Genomic DNA, 25,649 nt, shown 5'->3' on the forward strand with positions numbered 1-25,649 from the left:
TTCCACCACCCTCTACCATACTCTAGTCAGTCAGTTTTGAATGCAGTTCCCAGGTTGAGCCCGGGGATTTCACATCCAACTTAACAAACCACCTACGCGCGCTTTACGCCCAGTAATTCCGATTAACGCTTGCACCCTCTGTATTACCGCGGCTGCTGGCACAGAGTTAGCCGGTGCTTATTCTGTCGGTAACGTCAAAACCATCACGTATTAGGTAATGGCCCTTCCTCCCAACTTAAAGTGCTTTACAATCCGAAGACCTTCTTCACACACGCGGCATGGCTGGATCAGGCTTTCGCCCATTGTCCAATATTCCCCACTGCTGCCTCCCGTAGGAGTCTGGACCGTGTCTCAGTTCCAGTGTGACTGATCATCCTCTCAGACCAGTTACGGATCGTCGCCTTGGTGAGCCATTACCCCACCAACTAGCTAATCCGACCTAGGCTCATCTGATAGCGCAAGGCCCGAAGATCCCCTGCTTTCTCCCGTAGGACGTATGCGGTATTAGCGTCCGTTTCCGGACGTTATCCCCCACTACCAGGCAGATTCCTAGGCATTACTCACCCGTCCGCCGCTCTCAAGAGAAGCAAGCTTCTCTCTACCGCTCGACTTGCATGTGTTAGGCCTGCCGCCAGCGTTCAATCTGAGCCATGATCAAACTCTTCAGTTCAAACATCTTTGGGTTTTTAAGAAACCCTAAACTTGGCTCAGCAATCGTTGGTTACATCTTTGATTTCTCGCGGAGTAACTTGTGATGCTGATAATCTTGTTGACTATCAGTCTGACTCCACAAGCACCCACACGAATTGCTTGATTCAGTTGTTAAAGAGCGGTTGGTTAAGATCTTTCGTCTCAACCGAGGCGCGCATTCTACAGCAGCCTCATTTGCTGTCAAGTGATTATTTTCAGAAGCTTTCGAAGATTTCTTCAACAACTTCAACCACTTGCGCTTCCGATCTCTCGTTAGCGGGAGGCGAATTCTACAGCGTTACACGCTGCTGTCAACACCTCTTTTTCTCCGCTTTCGACCGAGAAGATCGAAACGTTAATAGAGCCAAACAAGCTTGCTCTACCAACTCCTTCTGGGCTTCGATGAACTGAAGCGATCCGCTGTCGAATTCTGCGTAACTCTTTGTTTACCAAGAAGTTTTCCGTTTCGACTGCGCCGGAAGTGGGGCGAATTATAGACTTCTGGAATCTGCCGTCAAGCGTTAATTTGATTTTTCTATCAACTGTCTGAAAAAGTACCTTACGTTATCTAAAAGCAGGCCCACACACTCTAAACTGAGCAATATATTGCTCAGCCATGTTCATTTGAGCATCATATAGGGCCTGCCTCCCGAACATGACCCGGACCCATTACTAATGACCTCCTCTTCTCGCAGCCTGGTATCGACATTCTTTCCCGTCGGCCTGCTGTTGATCGCCATGGCGTCCATTCAAACCGGCGCCTCATTGGCCAAAAGTATGTTTCCTATCGTCGGTGCGCAAGGAACAACGACCGTACGTTTGATTTTCGCCAGCGTGATCATGCTGCTTCTACTGCGCCCATGGCGCGCAAGGCTGACAGCCAAATCGCTGCGTACTGTAATCATCTACGGGATGGCCCTGGGCGGAATGAACTTCCTCTTTTATATGTCACTGCGCAGCGTCCCACTGGGTGTCGCCGTAGCGCTTGAATTCACCGGCCCGCTTGCCGTCGCCATCTATACCTCGCGCCGAGCGGTCGATTTCCTGTGGATAGCCCTCGCGATCGTCGGGCTGGTGCTCTTGATTCCTTTGGGTGAAGCCAGCCACGGAATTGATTTGCTCGGCGCCGGCTATGCCCTGGGCGCGGGGATCTGCTGGGCACTCTATATCCTGTTCGGGCAGAAGGCGGGGAACGATAATGGCGTCCAAACCGCTGCTCTGGGGGTGTTGATCGCCGCACTGTTCGTGGCACCTATCGGCATTGTCCACGCAGGCACCGCCCTTCTGACGCCAGCGCTGATCCCGATTGGCATTGGAGTGGCCATTCTCTCCACCGCCCTGCCCTACACACTTGAGATGATTGCGCTCACGCGCCTGCCCGCCCGCACCTTCGGCACGCTCATGAGTATCGAGCCGGCTTTCGGCGCGCTGTCCGGGCTGTTTTTCCTTCAGGAGCACTTATCCATAGCGCAGTGGATGGCCATCACCTGCATCATTCTGGCATCCATCGGAGCCACATTGACCATGCGTAAGGAGTCCAAACCGCTGGTCCCGGCGGATTAAGTCATCAACGCATGTAGATCTGGTATTTGCAGCGCATTTAGGCCATGTTTAGCCAGCAAACCAATCGCATTCATGGAGTTTTTCGACAAGGACAGCACGAACGCTACGCTCGAGAGCGAATAGAGCCGACTTCAAACATTGCGAAGCGGCTATTTAAGGATGGGAATGAAACGAATTTTGATACTGTTGATGGTCGTAGCGATTGCTGGCTGTGCGGCGACCACAAAAACAGAAGTGAAAAGAGGCAAAAAAGGACTGCACATCAACTGCTCCGGCCTGTCCTCCTCCTGGGATCAGTGCTACACCAGCGCAACCCATTCCTGCGGCACCAAGGGCTACCGGGTCATCGCGAAGTCCGGTGACAATTCCGAAGAGCCAGGTGACTACCCTTTCGGCCTGAACCCTGCCGGCTATACCAGTCGCAGCATGATCGTGATTTGCAAGTAGTCGGGCTCAAAGCGTGCGTCGACTGCCTGGCCGACGCCCACTTGAAATGGCAATCATCAAATCGGTGTCGTACGCACCTGCAACCATTCAAGCCCCGCACCGCTGAGCAAAGGGCTCAAGCGCTCACGCACCTGTTCATGGTAAGCGTTGAGCCACGCGCGCTCATCCGCCGTCAACATGGAAGACTCCAGGCAACGGGTGTCGATTGGGCATAAGGTCAAGGTTTCGAACTTGAGGAACTCACCAAACTCAGTCCTGCCCGCCTCGCGATTCAACGCCAGGTTTTCGATTCGCACACCCCAACGTCCAGGGCGGTAGGTGCCGGGTTCGATAGACGTGATCATTCCGGGTTGCATCGCAGTCTGCGGCGCAGGCGCGGCCTGATAGGCAATCACCTGCGGGCCTTCGTGCACGTTGAGGAAATAACCTACGCCGTGGCCCGTGCCATGTCCGTAATCCACGCCATCGGCCCAGATCGGCGCACGAGCGATCGCGTCCAGCAACGGCGACAAGATACCCTTGGGGAAATGCGCACGGGACAACGCAATCACCCCCTTGAGCACACGAGTGCAGTCACGCTTTTGCTCATCGCTCGGCGTACCGACAGGCACCATCCGTGTAATGTCCGTAGTGCCGCCCAGATACTGGCCACCCGAGTCGATCAGCAACAGACCATCACCTTCGATAACCGCGTGCTCTTCTTCGGTGGCGTGGTAATGGGGCATAGCGCCATTGGCATTGAATGCCGCAATAGTGTTGAAACTCAGCGATACATAATCGGGACGACGCGCACGCGCAGCCGTCAGGCGCTCATCGATCGTCAGCTCGGTAATGCGCTCATGTCCCAGCGCACTGTCCAGCCAGGCGAAGAATTCGCACAACGCAGCGCCATCCTGCTCCATGGCCCGGCGGATATGCTCTGCATCGGCCAGGCTCTTGCGCGATTTAGCCAGTGTGGTCGGGTTAAGCCCTTCGATCAGCTTGACGCCGGCATTCAGGCTTTCCAGCAGACCGGCTGTCACGCGAGCCGGGTCAACCTGCACACTGGCGCCCGGCGGAACGCCACGTAGCGCGTTCGCTACCTCGTTGTAGTCACGTAGCGTCACGCCGTCCTGCTCAAGCGCAGCGCGCAACTCGGCGTCGACTTTACCCAATGCCACGAACAACGTGGCCTGTTGCTGATTGATCAATGCAAAAGACACAAACACCGGGTTGAACGACACGTCACCGCCACGCAGGTTGAACAACCAGGCGATGTCATCCAGCGTGGCGATGAAATGCCAATCGGCGCCGTTCTCTTTCAAACTGGCGCGCAGCGCAGCGAGCTTCTCGCCTCGGCTGACAGTCGCCTGTGGCGGCAGATGCTGATAGATCGGCTGCTCGGGCAGGCTCGGGCGATCTTTCCAGACCTCATTGAGCAGGTCGATGTCGGTGCGCAGGCGCGCGCCACGCTCTGCCAGCCTGGCACTCAGGGTTCGCGCCGACGCGACCGCCATCACCGCGCCGTCCACCGCAACCACGCCGCCTTCAGGTGTCTGTTCGGCAAGCCAGTCCAAGGGGCCGGGCTGGCCCGGCTGCAACTTCACAAGCTCGATACCACTGCCCTTCAGTTCCTTGGTTGCCTGCTCCCAGTAACGGCTGTCGGCCCAAACACCGGCGAAGTCGGCGGTAACAACCAGCGTGCCCACCGAGCCATGGAATCCGGACAGCCATTGTCGCCCTTGCCAGTAACCCGGCAGGTACTCCGACAAATGCGGATCGGCCGACGGCACCAGCAGGGCATGAATGCCTTCGCGGCTCATCAGCTCACGGGTATGCGCCAGGCGCTGCGGAACCGTTCCATGGATCAAAGGCTGCGTGCTCATTGTGTCTCCTGCTAACCACGAATAATTGTTATGTGTTGCGACTGAAAACTCAGACCGCCCAGAACGCCGGTGCAGTGGCGAGTGCCGCCTTGATCAACTGAACCGCCTGGTCGATGTCCTGCTCGGTGGTAAACCGCCCCAGGCTCAAGCGAATGGTACGACCGGCGCTACGGGCGTCATGGCCCAATGCCAGAAGTACATGGGACGGCGCATTGTTGGCCGAGTTGCAGGCCGACGTCGCAGAGAACGCGATGCCCGCACTCAACGCAGCCGAGTTGAATTCACCTTCGCCAAACGTAAGGCTCAGGGTGTGGGGGATACGTTCGGTGGGGCTGCCGTTGAGGCGCACGCCGGCTACGCCGTCCAACTGCTGGAGCAAACGCTGACGCAACGTCATCACCTTGGCGTTCTCCTCGACAAATGACTCGGACGCCAAGGCAAACGCCGCTCCCATGCCGGCAATCTGATGGGTCGCCAGAGTGCCGGAGCGCAAGCCGCCCTCATGCCCACCGCCGTGAATCTGTGCCGATACCTTCTGCTGCGCACGCGCCCCTACGTACAGCGCGCCGATGCCCTTGGGGCCATACAGCTTGTGCGCGGAAAACGACATCAGGTCCACCGGCCACTGCGCCAGGTCAATCGCGACCTTACCCGCCCCCTGCGCCGCATCCACATGCAGCAAGGCCCCTTGTTCACGCACGCGCGCGCCGATGGCGGGGATGTCGTTAAGGGTGCCCAGTTCGTTATTCACCAGCATCAGCGACACCAGGAACGTGTCATCGCGCAATGCCTCGCTGACCGCCTCGACGCTGATCAAACCATCGGCGTCCGGCACCAGGTAGGTCACGGCCACGCCGGCCTCCTGCATCTGCCGCGCGGTATCCAGGGTGGCCTTGTGTTCGATCTGGCTGGTGATGATGTGCCCACCCGCGATGCCACGCGCCTGGGCCACACCCTTGATCGCGAGGTTGTTGGATTCAGTCGCACCGGAAGTCCAGACGATCTGCTCAGGCTGCGCTCCCACCAACTCGGCGACCTGACGTCGCGCCTGCTCGACCGTGTGCCTGGCCGCCTGGCCGAAGGCATGGGAGCTGGACGCCGGGTTACCGAAATTGGCATTGAAGCCCAGGCATTCGACCATCACCTGGATGACCCGCTCATCCACCGGTGTGGTGGCGGCGTAGTCGAAATACAACGGACGTTTAGTCATGACGTTCAAACACTCGCAGAGCAGGTTCCCGAGAGTAGTGTCTCAGGGGCATTGACCGGAACAAGAGGTCATCAGGTTTACCCGATCGGATGCCATTAAAGAAGGACCACTTTATTTAATTGTGCGTAGGAACGCTCCTGAAATTCAGCTTAACAGGCTGAAGCGGCCCCAAGGAAAACAAAAAGCCCGAGGATTCTTGAAGGAAACCTCGGGCTTTTTGCCGCCGAACGGGGGTCAACTGGGGCGCCCGTGCAACGTGATGCTGCGCTCGGCGTTCATTTCGCCCTGCCTATCAAAGCCGAAGGGTTTGGCCGGCTGGCCGGTCAACGCTGCGCGCTGGCGTTGGTATTCGTCAAAAGACAGTCCACGACGACTCAACGATTCCAGCGCCAGTTGCTTGGTTTCTTCCGCTGAGTAAGGACGCAACTCAGGGGCAGGATGGTTCGCACAACCGGCGAGTACAGAGACGACAAGTAATAGGGAAACAGCAAGAAAACGGTGCATGGCGGCGGTCCTGAGAGAGAGGTTCAAGTCAATGAACACAGGCTACTCCCGCCCCTGCAGAGTGAAAAATCATCGTCCGTGATAGTTGCTATCAACCTTTCCGGCACCTTCGATAGCTATCACGAATATTCCTTATTGATCTATAAATATAAAAATACAGTCATTTACGGAATAACAATGACCTTCTATAAATGCGCTCAACACGCCGAAACTGTTTGCTGCACAACTGTTGTCCAGGCAACAGCTCTTCAACAAAACAGCAGGCAGGCAACAGCCGCTTCGCAACGCTAAGCCCGCAAGCCCCGCCAGCCGAGGCCTGCGGCTATTGGTACAGCTCTTGCTCAACCCGGTGCACACCCTGTTACGAACCCTGTTGAAAAAGGAACTGTGCATGACCCGCCCTCTAAACGTTGTCGCCCTCTCCGGGGGAGCCTGGCGCCCGTCTCGAACACGTGTACTGGCCCAAGCGCTGCTGAATGAACTGGCCACGCGATTGCCAATCCAGTCCACGCTGATCGAACTGGGCGACATCGCCCGGCCATTAGGCGCGGCCCTGTCGCGCGACGAGTTACCCGCCGAGATCGAAGCTCAACTGCTGAGTATCGAACAGGCCGATCTGCTGATCGTTGCCGCGCCGGTGTATCGCGGCTCTTACCCAGGCCTGCTCAAGCACCTGTTCGACCTGATAGGTCTCAACGCGCTGGTCAACACGCCGGTTCTGCTGGCGGCCACCGGCGGCAGCGAACGGCACGCGCTTGTGCTGGATCATCAGCTGCGTCCGCTGTTCAGCTTCTTCCAGGCACTGACCCTGCCCATCGGTGTGTACGCCACTGAAGCCGACTTTACCGACTACCAGATCACCAGCGAGCTACTGAAAGGCCGTATCCAACTGGCTGCCGAGCGCGCTGCGCCGCTGCTGGCCGTGCATGCGCCCTCACTGTTGAAAATTGCCTGAGGATAATGAGTCATGGATGTTTTCTGGTTCTTACCCACCCACGGCGACGGTCATTACCTGGGCACCACTCAAGGTGCACGGCCGGTGACACTCAATTACCTCAAGCAGGTCGCCCAGGCCGCTGACAGCCTGGGTTACCACGGCGTGCTGATTCCCACCGGTCGCTCGTGCGAAGATTCCTGGGTAATCGCCTCGGCGCTGGTGCCATTGACCGAGCGCCTGCGCTACCTGGTAGCGATTCGCCCAGGCATCATCTCGCCCACGGTATCTGCACGGATGGCGGCGACCTTGGATCGCCTGTCCAACGGGCGCTTGCTGATCAACGTGGTCACCGGTGGCGATCCGGATGAAAACCGCGGCGACGGCAGCTTTCTCGACCATGCCGAACGCTACGAAGTCTCTGACGAATTCCTCAGAATCTGGCGTCGCGTCCTTCAGGGCGAATCCGTGGACTTCAAAGGCAAGCACCTGCACGTACAGAACGCCAAGGCCCTTTACCCACCGGTGCAGAAGCCCTATCCGCCGCTGTACTTCGGTGGCTCCTCGGACGCGGCCCATGACTTGGCCGCCGAGCAGGTCGACGTGTACCTGACCTGGGGCGAACCGCCTGCCGCCGTCGCGGAAAAACTCGCCGATGTGCGTGAACGCGCCGCTCGCCACGGGCGCACCGTGAAGTTCGGCATCCGCCTGCATGTAATCGTGCGCGAGACCGAAGAAGACGCCTGGAAAGCCGCCGACAAATTGATCGAGCACATCAGCGACGAGACCATCGCCGCCGCGCAAAAATCCTTTTCGCGCTTTGACTCCGAAGGCCAGCGACGCATGGCCGCCCTGCATGCCGGCCGCCGCGACAACCTGGAAATCGCTCCCAACCTGTGGGCCGGCGTCGGCCTGGTGCGCGGCGGCGCCGGAACTGCCCTGGTGGGCAACCCACAGCAAGTGGCCGAGCGCATCAAGGAGTACGCGGACCTGGGCATCGAGAGTTTCATCTTTTCCGGCTACCCCCATTTGGAAGAGGCGTATCGCTTTGCCGAACAGGTATTTCCATTGCTGCCCGAGCCCTACGCCAGCCTGGCCGGGCGTGGCATCACCAACCTCACCGGCCCGTTCGGCGAAATGATTGCCAACGATGTATTGCCCGCGAAGAACTGATCGACGCAGCGGTGGGAGCGGCGCCGGCCATTCCCACCTCGATAAAGAGGAATACCCGTGACAGCCAAACCTCACAGCGTCCCGCCATCACCGTTGCAAACCGCCAAACTGCTGGCCGCCGAATTCGCTCTCACTGCGGTTAAGCGCGACGAACACGGTGGCACGCCCAAAACCGAACGTGATGCCCTGCGCCAGAGCGGCCTGCTGGCACTCAGCATCCCTGCGCAATACGGTGGGCTGGGAGCAACGTGGAGCAGCACACTGGCGGTCGTGCGCGAATTCGCCAAGGTCGACAGTTCCATCGCCCACGTCTTCGGTTTCCACCACCTGATGCTCGCCACCGTGCGCCTGTTTTCACGGCCGGACCAATGGCAGCCGTGGTTCGAACAGACCGCACGCAAGAACTGGTTCTGGGGCAACGCCCTCAACCCGCTGGACACCCGCACCGTGGTAAAGGATTTCGGCGGCTGGCGAGAGTTTTCCGGTAAGAAAAGTTTCTGCTCCGGAGCCAGCGATTCCCAAATGCTGATCGCCTCCGCAGTGGACGAGAACGCTGGCGGCAAATTGCTGATTGCCGCCATCCCCAGCGGCCGCAGCGGCATTACTTTGCACAATGATTGGAACAACATCGGCCAGCGCCAGACCGACAGCGGCAGCGCGAGCTTCGAACGGGTACGTGTGGAGGAATCGGAATTGCTGCTCGACCCGGGCCCACTGAGTACCCCTTTTGCCTGCCTGCGGCCGCTGATTGCGCAGTTGACCTTTACCCATATGTTTCTCGGCATTGCAGAAGGCGCCTTTGCAGAGGCACGCCACTACACCCTCACCGAGAGCCGCCCGTGGCACAAGTCCGGCGCCCAAGGCGTAGACCAGGACCCTTACGTGCTGCATCACTACGGCGAGTTCTGGGTGGCGCTCGAAAGCGTACGCCTGCTGGTCGAACGCGCCGCCGATTTACTGGATGAGGCCTGGGCCAAAGGACCGGCCTTGGGTGAAAAGCAACGGGGTCAATTAGCGATTGCCATTGCCACCGCCAAAGTCGCCGCCACTCGCCAAGGCCTGGATTTGTGCAGCCGTCTGTTCGAAGTCACCGGCGCGCGGTCCACCCACGCATCGCTGCGCCTGGACCGACACTGGCGCAACCTGCGCACGCAAACCCTGCACGACCCGGTGGACTACAAGCTCCACGAACTGGGGGACTGGGCGTTGAACCAGTCCCTGCCGACTCCAACGTTCTACTCCTGAGAGGTGCCTCATGCAGCTTCTGACACTACCGCCCTCACCGGCCCTGGCGACCTCCATCCGGGCCACCGCGCAGGTCTTTGAAGACCCCAAGTCCCAGGCCCTGCTCGACCATATCCAGCAAGTGGCGCCCAGCGAAGCCAGTGTGTTGATCATCGGCGAGACCGGCACCGGCAAAGAGCTGGTGGCCCGCCACATTCATAACCTCAGCGCGCGGCGTAATCGTCCGTTCGTGGCGGTGAACTGCGGGGCCTTCTCCGAATCCCTGGTGGAAGCTGAATTGTTCGGCCATGAGAAAGGCGCATTCACCGGCGCACTCAGCGCCAAGGCAGGCTGGTTTGAAGAAGCCGACGGCGGCACCCTGTTCCTGGACGAAATCGGTGATCTGCCCATGGCGATCCAGGTCAAATTGCTAAGGGTGCTGCAGGAGCGTGAAGTGGTGCGCCTGGGCTCTCGCAAAAGTATTGCGATTGATGTGCGCGTGCTGGCGGCGACCAATGTGCAATTGGAAAAGGCCATCAACGCCGGGCATTTTCGCGAAGATCTCTACTATCGCCTCGACGTGGTCAGCCTCGAACTCAGCCCGCTGCGCGAACGCCCAGGCGATATCCTCCCGCTGGTTCGCCACTTTATCGAAGCCTACAGCCAACGCCTGGGCTACGGCCCGATCGCCATCAGCCGTGAAGCGGAACTCAAGCTCAAAAGCTACAGCTGGCCGGGCAATATTCGCGAGCTGGAAAACGTGATCCACCACACCCTGCTGATCTGCCGCGACGGCGTGATCGAGCGCGATGACCTGCGCCTCTCAAACCTGCGTATCGAGCGCCAGGACGACCCGGGGCACGTTGCCGATAACAGTGCCGAAGCCCTGCTGGAGCGAGCCTTCCAGAAGCTGTTCGAAGAACAGGCCGGCGCCCTGCATGAAAAAGTCGAAGACACCCTGCTGCGCGCCGCGTACCGGTTCAGTCATTACAACCAGGTGCACACCGCCAATCTGTTGGGGCTGAGCCGTAATGTGACACGCACCCGCCTGATCAAGATCGGCGAACTGGCGGTTAACAAACGCCGGCCTGGGGAAACCCTTCAAGGCGAGCGAATGCTGCATCTATCCATTTAGTCGACAGCGCCACGCGCAGTGACTGGCTCGACACCCAATCCCCCTCGTCGGAAGCGCCATAGCCTTGATTGACGTCGCCTATAGTGAAAAACCGGTCATTCCGGTTTTATCCACTCGCCAATCAAGGAGAACGCTATGAGCGTCAACCCAATACCCGAGGGCTACCAGAGCATCACGCCCTATCTGGGCATCGACAAGGCCGCCGAAGCCATCGAGTTCTACAAGAAAGCGTTCAACGCCACACAGATCATGCGCCTGGATATGCCCGACGGCCGGGTCGGCCATGCGGAACTGCGCATGGGTGGTTCAGCGATCATGCTGGGTTCGCCCTGCGATGAAGCGGCCCTGCGCAATCCAGACGAACACGCCAGTGTCGGCCTGCATCTCTATGTCCAAAACGTGGACGAGCAATTCAAGCAAGCCGTTACCGCCGGCGCGAAGGTCGTGTCCGAGCCGCAGGACCAGTTCTATGGCGATCGCAGCGCAACCGTGAAAGATCCGTATGGCCACCTCTGGTTCCTGGCGACCCGCAAGGAAGACCTGACTCCTGAACAAATCCACCAGCGCGCCGAAGAGCTGTTCAGGCAGGGATGAAGGTCGGCTATCGGTTTTATACCCGCGCAGTTCATGGGGGGGTCGACTCGACCTGCCGTGCTGCGCGGGCGCCTATCCACACAGTCATGATCAGCAGCGCGCTCAGCGGCAGCCCATGGAACAGAATAATCACTTGGGCGGGTGTCCACGTCAGGTAGAACGGCCCCACCACCAGCATCCCCACGCCGAAACCGGCCATTTGAATCAGCGTCAATAAACTGAAGAGCGGCAGGCGCAGGCGATCGGGTTCACTTTGTGCACGGGACACCAGGGCCACCTCCGATATCCCGTCCCCGAGCCCGGCCCACACCACCAGCAGCAGCGCCAGCCACAACTGGGTCTGCTGAAACGTCAGGATAAAGCCGCTGGACATCAGCGCCACACCCAGCATGAACAGGCGCTCCATGGCGTGCAGACCGCGACCTTTCAACACCGCGCTGGCCAGCCGTGCGCCGACGAACTTACCGCAGGCCCAGACCGCCAGCAGATAACCCATGACGGTTTTCGCAGTATCCGGCGAAATGTATTGAGACAGTACCGGCCAGCCCACGTTATGCGCGGCGCTGCCCAGGGTGTCGAGCATGCTGATCAGCAACATGGCCGCCAGCACAGGCGCGCCTCGCAGCCCTTTGGTCAATGCGTGCCACTCGGCAGCGAAGCTGCGATGCTCGGCCATGGCAACCGAATACAAGGCGCGTAATGGCAGGATCAGGCACGCGGCCACCCCGTAGGTGCCGATGTTGACCGCGAACACCGCTTCGAAACCGCCGGTGGCGATCAGCAACCCTGAAAGCAAACTGCCGAAGACCGCCCCCGTGGCGGCCGCAGACGTGATCCACGCGTTGGTGTCCACCCGCTGCTCAAGCGCCACCCACGTGGGCAGTTGACTGTTGAGGCCGATGGCAAACAGCGAATTGCACAAGCCGATGCCAAACGCGATGAAGGGCAGGACGCTCAACTGATGCGCGGGTATCAGCACCAGCAGCGGCACCAACAGCAGTGCCCGCGCCAGGTCCAGCCCGGCCAGCGTGCCGCGCCCGGCAAAGCGCCGAAAAAACGGGATACCGAACAGACTGGCGACAATCCCGCCGGTCACCCGGCACGCCAGAAAAACACTGACAAACACCACGCTTTGGCTAAGCCAATAAACATAGGTGGATAACGCCACCATGTTGAGAAACGCACCGAAGTCCGAAACGCCGCGGGCAAAGACAATCAGCCGCGCGTTTCGGGTCGACAGGCCCTGCTGAACATCCTGGCTCATGAAGACGCGGCCTCATCATCAACGCTCTGGCGACGCAGGCTGACCAATAACACATCGCGCCAGGCTGGCGCGGATTGCGTCTGCGGTCGAACCTCAGCAGCGCGGTGGTAGAGACCACGGTCATTGATCACGATAGTTTCCAGGAAATGCGCCATTGGCAGGCTGAACACCCGGCTCTGTTCTGTCTCATGGGTAAAAATCTCCGAGACCACCGGCACCGTGTTGCATTCGCCGATGAAGTGCATGAACACCCAGTCCAGGCCGTCCTGATGAATGCCTGACGTCGTGGGGCTGCTTGAGTACGCCTCCGCCCTGATCCGGAACTGGTGGATATCGATGGTGTACGCCTGCTCATCCAGGCACGGGCCAATGATCGCAAGGTCGGTGGCCAACACTTTACGCATCAGCGGATGCTCGATAAAGCCATCCTCGCAATAGCTCAAATGGTTCACGCCCTGGCGGTAGTTGACGGCGTAAGTGACGGTGGACGTGTACGCGGCGTTCCGGTCGATCTGCAATTGACGCCCAGGCGATAAACGATAGCGCAGGATGCGACGTTCGCGATGCGTGTATTCCTTGAACGCCTCGTCCCGGACCAGGTTTGCCCAGTAAGCACAAAAGCTCTGCACTTCGCCTGGCCCAGCCGCAACCAACGCGGCAAAGTCGCGGTAATGACAATACCGCTGCTCAAGCAAGCGCGCTGAAATCTGCTGGGTATTCACGCTTCTATCCTTCAGCAGGGCGATCAATGATCACGCGCAGGTTGTGCACGAGGGCTTCGTGCAGGGCATAGGCATGGGCGGCATCGTCGACCTGGGCCCAGCACTTGAGCAGATAGTGCTCTTCGATATCCGCGTCAATGGTATTGCCGGGGTCCTGCTGCGCGTACTCCAGCACCGAGGGGTGTCGATCCAGATACGCCGAACCTTCGATGCCCCTGAATTGGCCGCTGTGCTGCGGATAAATCGCCAGCATTGCGTAGTGTTGCCGGGCCTCGAGGACCTTGCGCGCGCCTGCCTCCAGTTTTGCGTCAAGCGTTTGGTCGCCCAGCAGCAACGAAAGATACAGTTCAAAGGGGTTGATCGCAGCCAGGTCACGGAACGCCGCGCTCACATACAGGCCTCCCACGCGGGGGTTGATCTCTATCACCACCGGGCCCTCGGCGGTCATTCGGAATTCGAAATGCACCACGGCGTTGGTCAGGCCGACCACCTTCAGGCAATCCACCGCATAAGCACGGATCTGCTCGCATTGGGCTTGGGTGAACGACGTCGGCGGCGAAATCAACAGGTTCTCAAGCACAGTGCCACTGCGCTCGGTGAGCAGCAGTTTCTCGTTGATCAGCACCGCGTGGGCGCGCTCGCCGAGCATCACACATTCCACACTGCCTTCGATGCCGGGTATATAGCCTTCTAAAAGAACACTGCGACCCGGATGATACTCATGCCTCTGACCGTCCTCTTCCGGCAACGCGTGGGCACAACCATAGAAATCCGCGTAGGCAGCCGCGCCGTGTTGCTCGACGAAATGCCGGTAATGGTCCTGCAGCTCAGTCCAATTCGAACATTTCCTGATAAACGCCGACGCACCGCCGAAGGGCGGTTTGGCAATGAGCGGATACCCGACCCGCTCGGCACCTTCGCGAAGTTCTCGCTCGTCCTGGCACAGGGCGAACGGCACGGAGCGAAGCCCTTGCTTTTTCAGCATTCGGCGCATCAGGAACTTGTTATTACACGCGCTGATGGCATCCGGCTGGCTATGCACCAGCCCGAGCCGCCGACACGCCTGCGCGACGATACGACCTACTTCGCCTTGGGCGGACGGATGACCGGCCTGGCAGAAAATCGCCAGAATGCGATAACGCCCATCCAGTTCGCCGACCAGTTCCAGAATGCTCAGCTCGCTCAGTGCGTCCAGCAGGAACACTTCGTCGCTGTCATCCAGCAGCCGCTGCAGGTGTCTGCGCCCCGCCACGCCGGCGGTCAGACACCGCAGCCCTCGGGCGCGAGCAACGGCGAAGTGCGGCTCACGGTAGTGATAGCGAACAGAAGCGCTGTCATCGACATCAATAAATAAAATAGCGTCTTGATTCATGATGGGTGCGACCTTGTTCCGTAAGTTAATCAGGCATCCTGCCAACGGCACCAATGGCCCTCCCAGTTGCGAAAACAGTAATAACGCTGCCCGCCAACCACGTCGAAGTATGGCAGGTCTTCAGGTTTTTCCAGGTCCAACAAAGGCACCGTGAACTTGCCTTGAGCGTGCGGCAGCACATATTCGGGCAGGGCAATATTGGATACGCGCCGCTTGAGTCGATTCATAATATCGATAGCGTGAGGGATTGAAGCTTTATATTGCGAAGCCCCCGGCGAAAACGGCATGAAATGATATAAGTAATACGGTTTCACACCCAGGCGATAAAGATCGATAAACAGTTTATGCAGCGTCGCCTCGTCATCATTTACACCGCGTAATAGCGGCATATTGGAAAAGACAATCGGCACTGCACTTTGAATACGCTTGACCGCGGCGGCAAATTCAGTACTGAGTTCCAAGGGATGGCAAACATGCACGCCGAATGCATTGACGTTGTACTTTTCCAGCATCGCCACCAAGGCATCAGTGACCCGGAACGGATTAAAACTCAAGGCGCGCGAGTGTATGCGTATCAGCAGTTCGTCGCTGATGCCACGCAGCGCCGCCAAATTCTCTTCAAGCTTTCGATCAGCCAGCATCAGGGGGTCGCCACCGCTGAGGATCACTTCTTCAATCGCCGGGTTCGCGCGGATATAGGCCAGGGATTCCTTGAAGGAGTCCGTGCTGGCGTTGGCTTTGGCGGTATCCACCTGCAGCGTGCGCAGCGCTTCGAAGCAAAACTGGCAATAGGCATTGCAGGTGTTCGTCATGCGCAGGATGACGCGATTATCGTACTTGTGCTGGCAAATAGGCGTCTTCATCTCGTGACTCAACTCCCAGTTCTCGGAAGTACCGTCATAATCGCCGCTGACCTGCTCACTCCAATACGGCACGACTTGCCGCCACAAGGGATGGTCCATGACCTCGCCGCCGGTCAGTGAACGATTGATCAGATCAACGTAATAAGGCGTGATCTGCATCTTGCGATCTTGCAAGTTATGCTCGATATGCGCAGAGGTTTCTTCACTCCAGCCACCGCACGCAACACGAAGCGAATATTCATCGCGAATGGCGTTCTTTTGCTGCCAGCGCCAGTCTTGCCACTGCACCGAACTATTGATTGAGCGATCGAAAATAGACATCCGTGCTGTCTCTCTGTTTTAACTTGAGTGCGCGCCGTTCTTGAATAGTAATTCGTTGACTCATGACAATACCGGCGCCAGGCAACGGCGACATGAGATCAACTTATTAACGTGTTTATCAATAACAAAGAAGTGATGCGCGCGGGCTGCTTTCCAGCAGATAGGTTGGGGACTTAACCATCTCATTACATCCTTTTAATAAGCGTTTGACTTCCAAGTCCGCCTACACTTAAGACGATGGTTTGGCCGATGTCAAAAAAATACCCATCTTTTTTTCAGGGATTAACCCCTGACGGCCGTAAGGCCTCCATCGCTCAGGCCAGCCTGCCGACCCCCAACGTACGGTTGATCCAAGGCAAAGCGCAGCCCTGAAACATTTTCTTTCATTTGCGCCTTAGGGATTTCTCATTCTCATCCGTCTTAATTTAGATACAGCCTGTCGCGTCAGCAAAAGCTACGACCGGCCTTTTCCGGGCGCCCATCGCCCTTCCGATCAAGACCCTCATTCACATGTCGAAGAAGTCACGCTCCAAACTCTGGTTTCTCGTACACAGCTGGCTGGCCTTGCCCATCTGGTTCTTCGTACTGATCGTCTGCGTCACCGGCACCCTGGCGGTGGTCAGCCAGGAAATCGTCTGGCTGGCCAACCCCGAGATCCGCGCGAGCAAACCGTCCGATGACGCTGAACCGCTGAGCTTCGACCAGGTAATTGCCGCCATCAAGCGCGACGATCCCCAAGTGATCGTGCGCTCCATCATCCGCCCCGATGAGTCGCACTTCGCCTTGAGCGTCGGCCTCAGCTACCCCGACGGTCGCTCGGTAGAGGCCTATGCCAACCCTTATACCGGCGCAATCCAGGGCATCAGCCCGGCATTCGATTTCCAGCAATTTACCCGTGCGTTGCACGGTTGGTGGCTGGTGCCGTTTACCAATGGCTACAGCTGGGGCTGGTATCTGGTTTCATTCCTCGGCTTGCCGCTGCTGGCATCGCTGGTCACCGGCCTGGTGGTGTACAAGCGCTTCTGGAAAGGCTTCCTGCGCCCTACCCTGCGTATTCGCCATGGGGCGCGAATCTTCTGGGGCGACTTCCACAGGCTGAGCGGTATCTGGTCGATCTGGTTCATCGCGGTCATCTCCATCACCGGCACCTGGTTCCTGATTCAGGCATTCCTGGGGGACAACCAGATCTCCATCTCCAGCGAGCCCATCGTGCCGGTGATTGCCCGCGATAAAGTGCCGACCTCGGCCGCCGGCGTTCCGGCACCGATGATCCCCCTGGACGACGCCATCAAGATCGCCACCCAGCGCATTCCGGGGCTGGAGGCCAGCTTCGTGTTCCTGCCGCTCAACGCCTACAGCCACCTGCAGATCGGTGGCCGGGGCTGGTACCCGCTGATGTTCCAGACCGCGCAACTGAACCCCTATGACGGAGATATCGCGGTCTCACACCTGCTCTCCGACCGCACGCCCCTGGAGTTCGTCACCGAATCCATGCGCCCGCTGCACACCGGTGACTTCGGTGGCCTATGGATCAAGTTGATCTGGGCGTTTTTCGGCCTCGTACTGAGCATGATGGTGCTGAGCGGCCTGCTGATCTGGACCAAACGCACCGCCCTGGCCACCGCCAATGCCCTCAAGCGCAGCCACAAAGTACAGCGTCAGGCTGCATCGATTCCCGTTATGCAGACTGAAACCCAGGAGGCCAATCCATGAGCAAAGTCGCTGCCGCACCGTCGCCGCTGCGGACGTTCTGGCTGAAATGGCGTTTTCACCTCAACCTCCTGCTGGTCCTGGTGCCTCTGGGCTTCATGCCCAGGTATTTCGCCGACGCCGCACTGTTTCGTGGAGACACCGGCATCGGCGAACGGGTGGCCGGCGACGTGCAGGTCGGCCCCTGGAGCCTGACCCTCGCCGAATTCCGCAACGAGGGCCCGAGCCCCGATCCCGCCGGGCCGATGAAATTCTTCAACGCCGCCCTGTGCGCCGCCTGTGCCGACCAGGTCAAGGCCACTTACCTGCGCATCGGCAAACCCCGCAGCCTGCGCGCCGCAGGGGTGATCTTCTTTGGCACCCCCTATCGCATGGGTGCCGGCCTGCCGGTGCCTGCGCGCACGCCGCCCGACGCCGAACTGTGGATCACCATGGAAGGCTGGGACGGCACGATGCACCAGGGTTCCATCCCGCTCAGCCAGGCGTCGCCCGCCACCATTGCCTGGCTGAACAAGCAAGGAGTCAAACCATGACCTCAATCCTGCGCGCCTTTACCGCGCTGCTATGCGTGGGCTTCAGTGCCACCGCGCTGGCCCATAACCCGATGTGCGAATGCAAGGAAATACCCGGCGAGCAAATTCAGTGCAAAGGCGGCTTCTCCGATGGCAGCGGCGCTCCCGGCGTGACCCTGGACGTGATCGGCTACGACGAGACCGTCCTGATGCCTGGCAAGCTCGGCGCCGATTCGACCCTGACCTTCAAGAAGCCTTCGGCCGAGTTCTACGTGTTGTTCGATGCCGGCCCCGGCCATGTGGTGGAAATCGACCAAGCGGATATCCAGCCCCAATGAGTACGACACAGGTTGTACGCCCCGCCGGTGCCGGACACGAAACTCTGTATGTGCTGCTGTTGTGCCTGATCATCCTGGCGGTCGCCGGGACAGTGGTGGCACTGCACGGCGAACCCCAGCAGGTTGCGGTCCTGCCCAGCCATCAATTGGATGCGCGACGCGACCTGAGCGCCGCCGAGCAAGGCATCTACGCCGACCTGCGCGTGACCCTGGATGAAATCCACCTGCTGCAACAGGAGCAGAGCGCCCTGCCGACGCCCGAGCAACTGGCCGAGGAAGGCTTCGCGCCGTTCGCCCAGGATGCCAGCTCGGTCAGCCGCGGCGATCACCGCTGGCAGTTGCTGGCACCAGCCGCTTACCTGGGGTTGAGCCAAGTGCCAAGCGTGAGCGGCTCATTGCTGATGCGCGTGCAAGGCAGCGAGCCGGATATCTGGCTCAACCGCACCCAAGACCTTGGCGCCCCTTCCGACCTCACTGACCAGGCGCTGATCGCAGCCGGCTGGCAGCAGGTGGTCGCGCAATTCGATGCCGGCGTGACGCGCCAGCACCGTCACTGAACGAGAAGACCGATTGCCCATGCCTATTTCACCTCCCCTGTTGCGTTTGTTGCTGGTTGGACTGCTCAGCCTGGTACTCGCCCCCTTCGCCCACGCCGATGCCGCAAAACGTCTGCGCATCGGCATCACGCTGCATCCTTATTACAGCTACGTAGCCAATATTGTCGGCGACAAGGCCGAAGTGGTGCCGCTGATTCCGGCCGGCTTCAACCCGCACGCCTACGAGCCCCGCGCCGAAGACATCAAGCGCATCGGCACCCTTGATGTGATCGTGCTCAATGGCGTCGGCCATGACGATTTCGCCGACCGCATGATCGCCACCAGCGAACGCCCGGACATCCCGGTGATCGAGGCCAACGCCAACGTGCCGCTGCTGGCCGCCACCGGCAATGCCGCGCGCGGTGCGGGCAAAGTGGTCAACCCGCATACGTTCTTGTCGATCAGCGCGTCGATTGCCCAGGTCAACAACATTGCCCGCGAGCTGGGCAAGCTCGATCCCGACAACGCCAGGACCTACACCCAGAACGCCCGCGCCTACGGCAAGCGCCTGCGCCAGATGCGCGCCGACGCCCTCGCCAAGCTCACCCGCGCGCCCAACCCCGACCTGCGCGTCGCCACCGTGCACGCGGCCTACGACTACCTGCTGCGTGAATTCGGCCTGGAGGTCACCGCAGTGGTCGAGCCGGCCCACGGCATCGAACCCAGCCCCAGCCAGTTGAAGAAAACCATCGATGAACTGCGCGCCCTGGATGTGAAGGTGATTTTTTCGGAGATGGATTTCCCGTCCACTTATGTCGATACCATCCAGCGCGAATCAGGGGTCAAGCTGTACCCGCTGTCGCATATTTCCTACGGCGAATACAGCGCTGAGAAGTACGAAGTGGAAATGACCGGCAACCTCAACACTGTCGTCCGGGCCATCCAGGAGTCGGGGGCATGACCGCCGCAGAACAGCTGAAAGTCGCCAGCATCGGGCCGACCCTGGACTTCGACAAGGTGTCGCTGACCCTGGGCCGCACCGCAATCCTGGTCGACGTGAGTTTCCAGGTACAGCCGGGCAGCATCCACGCCCTGGTCGGCCCCAACGGCGGCGGTAAAAGCTCGCTGATCAAGACCCTCCTGGGGCAGACCCCACATCAGGGGCGCTTGAGCCTGGCGTGGCCGGCTTCGCCCGGCGCCGTCGGCTATGTACCGCAGGCGCTGGAGTTCGACCGAGGCTTGCCGATGACCGTGGATGATTTCATGGCTGCGATGTGTCAGCGGCGTCCGGCGTTTCTGGGCCTGTCCCGGCACTACACGGCCGCCATCGGCGAAGCGCTGGAGCGGGTCGGCATGCAGGACAAGCGCAAGCGCCGCATGGGCGCGCTGTCCGGCGGCGAGCGCCAGCGCGTGCTGCTGGCCCAAGGCCTGATTCCGGCCCCGCACCTGCTGGTGCTGGACGAACCGATGTCGGCCCTTGATGAAGCCGGCATCCAGGTCTTCGAGCGCCTTCTCAATGACTGGCGCCTGGCCGGCATTACCGTACTGTGGATCGAACACGATCTGGAAGCGGTCGGCCGCCTGGCCGATCGAGTGACCGGCCTTAACCGCCGCGTACTGTTCGATGCCACGCCCAAGGAATCACTGACTCCGGACCGCCTGCTGACCCTGTTTTCTACTCATCCTCGGAGCACCGCACCATGAGTTATGAAGCCTTTCGCCTGATGGTCCAGGGCTGGGCCTCTTCCGGGTACCTGCCGGAAGCCTTGGCCTACGGGTTTGTGGTCAATGCGCTGCTCGCGGGTCTGTTGATCGGTCCGGTACTGGGTGGGCTGGGTACGCTGGTGGTGGTCAAGCGCTTTGCGTTTTTTTCTGAAGCGGTCGGCCACGCCGCGCTGACCGGCGTAGCGGTGGGCATCCTGCTCGGCGAGCCCTATACCGGACCGTACGGCAGCCTGTTCGGCTACTGCCTGCTGTTCGGCATCCTGCTCAACTACCTGCGCAACCGCACCGGGCTGGCACCCGACACCTTGATCGGCGTGTTCCTCTCGGTGTCCCTGGCGCTGGGCGCGAGCCTGTTGTTGATCCTGGCGGGCAAGATCAACGTGCACATTCTGGAAAACGTACTGTTCGGCTCGGTGCTGACGGTCAACGGCAACGACCTGCTGGTGCTGGCGATTGTCGGCACGCTGGTGATGGCCCTGGCGCTGCCGCTGTACAACCGCATCATGCTCGCCAGTTTCAACCCGCAGCTGGCGGCGGTGCGCGGCGTAGCGGTAAAGACCCTGGATTATCTGTTCGTGATCCTGGTGACATTGATCACAGTGGCCGCGGTCAAGGTCATCGGCGCGATCCTCGTGGGGGCGCTGCTGGTGATTCCGGCGGCGGCGGCGCGCCTGCTGAGCCAGTCGCTCAAAGGGTTCTTCTGGGTCTCGGTGGTGATCGCCACGGTCAGCACCCTCTGCGGGATTCTGCTGCCGATCCTATTCGACCTGCCCATCCCCTCCGGTGCCGCGATCATCCTCGTCGCCGGTATCGCCTTCGCCTGCGCCGCCATTGCGCGTGGCGTCGTCCCCAGTCTGAAAGGGAATCTTGGATAATGCGCTTCGCTCTACGCCCGCTGACCCTGGCCTTTGCCTGCCTGATCGCCGCACCGCTGATGGCGGTCGAATCGGTAAAACCTGCGGTGCATGCCGCCAAACCCGTGAAAGCGCTGGCCTCGCTGCCCATCACCTATGGCTTGGCGGACGTGTTGCTCAAAGGCACCGACGTGCAACTGGAACGCGCCGCGCCGGCCAACCTGCCCGGCTCGCGGCAGGTGGCGTATTTCACGGGCCGTGGCGCGCCGGCGCTCAGCGCCTTGGCCCAGGACGCCGACGCAGCCATCGGCCTGCGCTCGCTGTGGCCGGATGACCCGCTCTATCCGGTGGCGCGCCGCAGCAATATCCGCATCGTCGAAGTGGACGCCGCACGCCCGGTCGACGGCGGTTTGCCGGGGATCGCCGTGCAACCCGGCGCGATCGACGGTTTGAATAGCCAGCCCTGGCAATCGAGCAACAACCTGGGCCGCATGGCCGATGTCATGGCCGCCGACTTGAGCCGCCTGGCACCGGATGCCAAAACCAGGATCGACGCCAACCTCGCAGCCCTCAAACAACGCCTGCTCAAACTCAGTGCCGACAGCGAGGCACGCCTGGCCAAGGCCGATAACCTGAGCGTGGTGAGCTTGAGTGATCATTTCGCGTATCTGATCAGCAGCCTGAACCTCGAAGCGCTCAGCACCGACGCCCGCCCCGATGCCGAGTGGACGCCCGATGCACTAGGCAAACTCACCGCCGAGCTGAAGGACAATGACGTAGCCGTGGTGCTGCATCATCGTCAGCCAAGTGAGGCGGTAAAAGCCGCGGTGGCGGCAGGTGGTGCACAGCTTCTGGTACTCAACGTCGACGGCGCAGACCCGGTGGCGGAGCTGGAAAGCAACGTGGATCAGGTGATCAAAAGCCTGACGCCAAGTGGCTGAATGCCAACGGCCTTACTGAGACCCGAATTGGCCCCTGTCACTCAGACGACATCTACTCCCACATGAATCGCATCATGCCGCCAGAATTCCAGATCGCAATCGATCAGGCGCTGGTGCTGGTCATAGTTGACCCGGGCAATGCGCAGGCCGGGGCTGCCCACCGAGACGCGCAACGCGGCGGCAGCCTCCACCGGCAATGAGGTCGGGACGATCTCGAAACGCACCCGTCCGTAATGCACGTCGTACTTGCGCGCGTACAGCTCGGTCATCGACTGGGTCAAATCACACGCCAGAATCCCCGGAAAATACTGCGGGTTCAGGTAGTGCTCCACATACAGCACCAACCGCCCATCAATGCGCCGCCCCCGGCAGATCTGGATCACGCTGGACAACGCCGGTAACTGCAACCAGGCGCATACCGCCGCCGAGGCCGGTTGCAAGCGCGCGCTGAGCACTTCGGTGGACGCCACCCGGCCCTGGTCGCTGACCATCGCGTGGAAGTGGCTGCGTTGCATCAGGTTGTAGGCCAGGCGCGGCGGCGACACAAACCAGCCGCGGCGCTCTTCGCGATAGATCTGCCCTTGCGCCTCCAGTTGTAACAAGGCTTCCCGCACGGTAATGCGAGTGGTACCAAACAACTCGCTGAGCTTACGTTCGGCAGGCAACTTGCGACCGGGCGGCAACAGACCGTGGTCGATCTGCTCCTGCAGCGCCAGGCCGATGGAGGTCACCGCCTTGATTGCTTCATCACGCATCAACGTTACCTTTCTGGACTAGACCAGCACCGTTCAGGTGCACAAAGCGCTGGGTAAACGGGCCCTTGCTATTGCGTGCAAGCGTAGGCAGGACAAATGACCGAGAGATGACAGCCCTCTGGATGCGGCCTACCACACCCTGCAATACATCGGCCAAGTCCCGCCAATGCGGGCCCTTTGGCGTGGTCTACGCTGAGTCTGCGCGGAGCGACATCGACGCGTTGAAAACGACATCGACATGAAACTGTCATCCATCGGGCCTAGATTGGCTCAGGTATTGCTGACCTAGACCACATCACCGCAATCGTTCATAAAAACGCAGCGTTGTTAACGCCCATAGGAGCTTCGGATGAAACAGCTTTTCCTGGCATCACTGTTAGGCTCGACCATTGCCATGTGCACCGCCGCCATGGCTGCCGATACCGATCTAAAAACGCTGGAAGCCGCCGCGAAGGCCGAAGGCGCCGTCAACAGCGTCGGCATGCCCGATGACTGGGCCAACTGGAAAGGCACCTGGGACGATCTGGCCAAGACCTATGGCCTCAAGCACATCGACACCGACATGAGTTCGGCGCAGGAAATCGCCAAGTTCAAGGCCGAAAAAGACAACGCCAGCGCCGATATCGGCGACGTCGGCGCAGCCTTCGGCCCGATTGCGGTGAAACAGGAAGTGACCCAGCCTTACAAACCGTCCACCTGGGCCCAGGTGCCGGATTGGGCAAAAGACAAGGACGGCCACTGGGCCCTGGCATACACCGGGACGATTGCGTTTATCGTCAACAAGAAGTTGCTGCATGGATCTGAAGTGCCCCACAGCTGGGCCGACCTGCAAACCGGCAAGTACAAGGTCTCCGTGGGCGACGTCAGCACGGCGGCACAGGCGGCCAACGGCGTACTGGCAGCGGCCATCGCCAATAAAGGCGACGAGAAGAACATTGCCCCCGGGCTGCAGTTTTTTACCAAAATTGCCCAGCAAGGTCGCCTCTCGCTGTCCAACCCGACCATCGCCACCATGGAAAAAGGCGAAGTCGAAGTGGGCATCGTCTGGGACTTCAACGGCCTGAGCTACAAAGCCAAGATGGGCAACCCGGATGACTACGTGGTGCTGATCCCATCGGACGGCTCGGTGAAATCCGGCTACACCACCATCATCAACAAATACGCCAAGCACCCGAACGCGGCCAAGCTGACCCGCGAATACATCTTCAGCGATGCCGGCCAACTTAACCTGGCCAAGGGCAATGCGCGCCCCATCCGTGCCGAAACCGACCTGAAACTGCCGGCCGATATCGCCAAGAACCTGATCCCGGGCGAGCAGTACACCAAGGCCAATCCACAGCCGATCAAGGATGCCGATGCCTGGGAAAAAACCTCCAAGAAACTGCCTCAGCTGTGGAATGAGCAGGTCATCGTAGAGATGAAATAAGGGTTTATTCCGCATTGGAGATCCAATGTGGAAGCGGGCTTGCTCGCGAATGCGGTATGTCAGCCAATACATTTGTTCTGATACGCCGCTTTCGCCAGCAAGCCCGCTCCCACACCTGAACCGCGTTTTTACCGGAAATAACCTGTTGCGGAGCGCCAGCCCCCATGAAGCACCCCGTCATCCTTGTCGTGCTCGACGGCCTTAACTTCGAGGTTGCAAGGCACGCCATGGGGCATTTGCAGGCCTATGTCGGCGCAGGACGCGCAGCCCTCTACACACTGGAATGTGAACTGCCCTCACTGTCCCGCCCGCTGTATGAATGCATCCTCACCGGCGTGCCACCGATCCAGAGCGGCATCGTGCACAACAACGTCTCGCGCCTGTCCAACCAGCGCAGCATTTTCCACTACGCCCGCGACGCCGGTCTTACCACGGCGGCAGCGGCTTACCATTGGGTCAGCGAGCTATACAACCGCACACCCTTTCTCGCCGCCCGCGATCGTCATACCGACGACAAGACGCTGGCGATCCAGCACGGGCATTTCTACTGGAATGACCACTACCCGGACTCCCACCTGTTTGCCGACGCCGAAAGCCTGCGCCTCAAGCACGCGCCGGACTTCCTGGTGGTGCACCCGATGAACATCGACGATGCCGGTCACAAGCACGGCCTCGACACCGCGCAATACCGCAACAGCGCACGCTCGGCCGACATCATCCTGGCCGACTACCTGCAAGGCTGGCTCGACGCCGGCTACCAAGTGCTGGTGACCGCCGACCACGGCATGAACAACGACCGCTCCCACAACGGCCTGTTGCCGGAGGAGCGCGAAGTGCCGCTGTTTGTCCTCGGCGATGCCTTCAGCCTGGATGCCAAGGCCGCACCGAAACAAACCGACCTGTGCGGTACCGTCTGCGAACTGTTGGGCGTGCCCCACGACAAACCTGTGTGCCGGGAGCTATTGAAGTGA

General features: G+C 59.9%; 25 protein-coding genes and 1 rRNA gene (1 of these 26 running past the window's edge). 17 read left to right on the forward strand and 9 right to left on the reverse strand.

Translation table 11 applies throughout. From position 1 onward, the window contains the following. Positions 1-670, reverse strand: a 16S ribosomal RNA gene (locus tag OSC50_RS15190); it reaches 867 nt to the left of the window's first position. Positions 671-1,365: 695 nt separating this feature from the next. Between OSC50_RS15190 and rhtA the strand changes: the two genes are divergently transcribed. Continuing rightward, a complete protein-coding gene (rhtA, locus tag OSC50_RS15195) occupies positions 1,366-2,253 on the forward strand; it encodes a threonine/homoserine exporter RhtA (RefSeq protein WP_181079882.1) in 888 nt (295 codons plus the stop codon). Between the two features lie 165 nt (positions 2,254-2,418). After that, positions 2,419-2,700: a hypothetical protein gene (locus tag OSC50_RS15200; RefSeq protein WP_181079883.1), complete on the forward strand. Its 282-nt coding sequence runs from the start codon at positions 2,419-2,421 to the stop codon at positions 2,698-2,700. 56 nt (positions 2,701-2,756) lie between these two features. Here OSC50_RS15200 and OSC50_RS15205 read toward each other — a convergent pair whose 3' ends face one another. The 3 genes from OSC50_RS15205 to OSC50_RS15215 all read right to left on the reverse strand — a co-directional run bounded on the left by OSC50_RS15205 (position 2,757) and on the right by OSC50_RS15215 (position 6,279). Further along, positions 2,757-4,565 (reverse strand): aminopeptidase P family protein, encoded by a 1,809-nt coding sequence (locus tag OSC50_RS15205; RefSeq protein ID WP_253511804.1) that lies wholly within the window; start codon positions 4,563-4,565, stop codon positions 2,757-2,759. Between the two features lie 49 nt (positions 4,566-4,614). Further along, entirely contained in the window at positions 4,615-5,775 is a 1,161-nt protein-coding gene (locus OSC50_RS15210; RefSeq protein ID WP_266248723.1) for a cysteine desulfurase family protein, read from the reverse strand. Between the two features lie 234 nt (positions 5,776-6,009). Beyond that, entirely contained in the window at positions 6,010-6,279 is a 270-nt protein-coding gene (locus OSC50_RS15215) for a hypothetical protein (protein ID WP_253511798.1), read from the reverse strand. Positions 6,280-6,670: 391 nt separating this feature from the next. Between OSC50_RS15215 and msuE the strand changes: the two genes are divergently transcribed. The 5 genes from msuE (at position 6,671) to OSC50_RS15240 (ending at position 11,339) form a co-directional block, all read left to right on the forward strand. Continuing rightward, positions 6,671-7,234: an FMN reductase gene (msuE, locus tag OSC50_RS15220; protein ID WP_181079887.1), complete on the forward strand. Its 564-nt coding sequence runs from the start codon at positions 6,671-6,673 to the stop codon at positions 7,232-7,234. 12 nt (positions 7,235-7,246) lie between these two features. Then, the gene (gene ssuD / locus OSC50_RS15225; protein WP_253511793.1) at positions 7,247-8,386 is read left to right on the forward strand and encodes an FMNH2-dependent alkanesulfonate monooxygenase; all 1,140 of its coding nucleotides are present in this window, start codon (positions 7,247-7,249) and stop codon (positions 8,384-8,386) included. 57 nt (positions 8,387-8,443) lie between these two features. After that, positions 8,444-9,631, forward strand: coding sequence for an acyl-CoA dehydrogenase family protein (locus OSC50_RS15230; RefSeq protein ID WP_253511790.1), 1,188 nt, complete (start codon positions 8,444-8,446; stop codon positions 9,629-9,631). 10 nt (positions 9,632-9,641) lie between these two features. After that, positions 9,642-10,745, forward strand: a complete 1,104-nt coding sequence (locus OSC50_RS15235) for a sigma-54 interaction domain-containing protein (protein ID WP_181079890.1) — start codon at positions 9,642-9,644, stop codon at positions 10,743-10,745. 135 nt (positions 10,746-10,880) lie between these two features. Next, positions 10,881-11,339, forward strand: coding sequence for a VOC family protein (locus OSC50_RS15240; protein ID WP_181079891.1), 459 nt, complete (start codon positions 10,881-10,883; stop codon positions 11,337-11,339). 31 nt (positions 11,340-11,370) lie between these two features. On the opposite strand, the gene OSC50_RS15245 is transcribed toward OSC50_RS15240, so the two are convergent. The 4 genes from OSC50_RS15245 to OSC50_RS15260 are packed head-to-tail and all read right to left on the reverse strand — an operon-like array spanning position 11,371 to position 15,881. Then, entirely contained in the window at positions 11,371-12,603 is a 1,233-nt protein-coding gene (locus OSC50_RS15245) for an MFS transporter (RefSeq protein ID WP_253511784.1), read from the reverse strand. Then, the gene (locus tag OSC50_RS15250; protein WP_253511781.1) at positions 12,600-13,325 is read right to left on the reverse strand and encodes a 2OG-Fe dioxygenase family protein; all 726 of its coding nucleotides are present in this window, start codon (positions 13,323-13,325) and stop codon (positions 12,600-12,602) included. Before OSC50_RS15250 ends, OSC50_RS15245 begins: the two co-directional genes overlap by 4 nt. 4 nt (positions 13,326-13,329) lie before the next feature. Then, positions 13,330-14,697 carry an ATP-grasp domain-containing protein gene (locus OSC50_RS15255; RefSeq protein ID WP_181079894.1) on the reverse strand — a complete coding sequence of 456 codons (1,368 nt, stop codon included), beginning with the start codon at positions 14,695-14,697 and terminating at the stop codon, positions 13,330-13,332. A 29-nt stretch (positions 14,698-14,726) separates the two neighbouring features. After that, positions 14,727-15,881 (reverse strand): KamA family radical SAM protein, encoded by a 1,155-nt coding sequence (locus tag OSC50_RS15260; protein WP_253511778.1) that lies wholly within the window; start codon positions 15,879-15,881, stop codon positions 14,727-14,729. A 510-nt stretch (positions 15,882-16,391) separates the two neighbouring features. Here OSC50_RS15260 and OSC50_RS15265 point away from each other — a divergent pair. The 8 genes from OSC50_RS15265 to OSC50_RS15300 are packed head-to-tail and all read left to right on the forward strand — an operon-like array spanning position 16,392 to position 22,497. Beyond that, positions 16,392-17,594 carry a PepSY-associated TM helix domain-containing protein gene (locus tag OSC50_RS15265; protein ID WP_253511775.1) on the forward strand — a complete coding sequence of 401 codons (1,203 nt, stop codon included), beginning with the start codon at positions 16,392-16,394 and terminating at the stop codon, positions 17,592-17,594. Next, complete coding sequence (locus tag OSC50_RS15270) at positions 17,591-18,124, forward strand: PA2404 family protein (protein ID WP_181079897.1); 534 nt, start codon at positions 17,591-17,593, stop codon at positions 18,122-18,124. The genes OSC50_RS15265 and OSC50_RS15270 overlap by 4 nt, the downstream gene beginning before the upstream one ends. Next, positions 18,121-18,441, forward strand: a complete 321-nt coding sequence (locus tag OSC50_RS15275) for a hypothetical protein (RefSeq protein WP_181079898.1) — start codon at positions 18,121-18,123, stop codon at positions 18,439-18,441. Before OSC50_RS15270 ends, OSC50_RS15275 begins: the two co-directional genes overlap by 4 nt. Then, positions 18,438-18,998, forward strand: a complete 561-nt coding sequence (locus OSC50_RS15280; RefSeq protein WP_253511772.1) for a DUF6162 family protein — start codon at positions 18,438-18,440, stop codon at positions 18,996-18,998. Before OSC50_RS15275 ends, OSC50_RS15280 begins: the two co-directional genes overlap by 4 nt. Before the next feature lie 19 nt (positions 18,999-19,017). After that, positions 19,018-19,938 carry a metal ABC transporter substrate-binding protein gene (locus OSC50_RS15285; RefSeq protein WP_266248715.1) on the forward strand — a complete coding sequence of 307 codons (921 nt, stop codon included), beginning with the start codon at positions 19,018-19,020 and terminating at the stop codon, positions 19,936-19,938. After that, positions 19,935-20,681: a metal ABC transporter ATP-binding protein gene (locus tag OSC50_RS15290; protein ID WP_266248713.1), complete on the forward strand. Its 747-nt coding sequence runs from the start codon at positions 19,935-19,937 to the stop codon at positions 20,679-20,681. Before OSC50_RS15285 ends, OSC50_RS15290 begins: the two co-directional genes overlap by 4 nt. Beyond that, positions 20,678-21,577, forward strand: coding sequence for a metal ABC transporter permease (locus OSC50_RS15295; protein ID WP_181079902.1), 900 nt, complete (start codon positions 20,678-20,680; stop codon positions 21,575-21,577). Before OSC50_RS15290 ends, OSC50_RS15295 begins: the two co-directional genes overlap by 4 nt. After that, a complete protein-coding gene (locus OSC50_RS15300) occupies positions 21,577-22,497 on the forward strand; it encodes a metal ABC transporter solute-binding protein, Zn/Mn family (protein WP_266248711.1) in 921 nt (306 codons plus the stop codon). The genes OSC50_RS15295 and OSC50_RS15300 overlap by 1 nt, the downstream gene beginning before the upstream one ends. 41 nt (positions 22,498-22,538) lie before the next feature. On the opposite strand, the gene OSC50_RS15305 is transcribed toward OSC50_RS15300, so the two are convergent. Next, positions 22,539-23,252: a UTRA domain-containing protein gene (locus tag OSC50_RS15305; protein ID WP_181079904.1), complete on the reverse strand. Its 714-nt coding sequence runs from the start codon at positions 23,250-23,252 to the stop codon at positions 22,539-22,541. A 349-nt stretch (positions 23,253-23,601) separates the two neighbouring features. Between OSC50_RS15305 and OSC50_RS15310 the strand changes: the two genes are divergently transcribed. After that, positions 23,602-24,678, forward strand: a complete 1,077-nt coding sequence (locus OSC50_RS15310) for an ABC transporter substrate-binding protein (protein WP_266248709.1) — start codon at positions 23,602-23,604, stop codon at positions 24,676-24,678. A gap of 164 nt (positions 24,679-24,842) precedes the next feature. Beyond that, positions 24,843-25,649, forward strand: coding sequence for an alkaline phosphatase family protein (locus tag OSC50_RS15315; RefSeq protein ID WP_253511756.1), 807 nt, complete (start codon positions 24,843-24,845; stop codon positions 25,647-25,649).

Source organism: Pseudomonas quebecensis, from assembly GCF_026410085.1.
Lineage (GTDB): Bacteria > Pseudomonadota > Gammaproteobacteria > Pseudomonadales > Pseudomonadaceae > Aquipseudomonas > Aquipseudomonas quebecensis.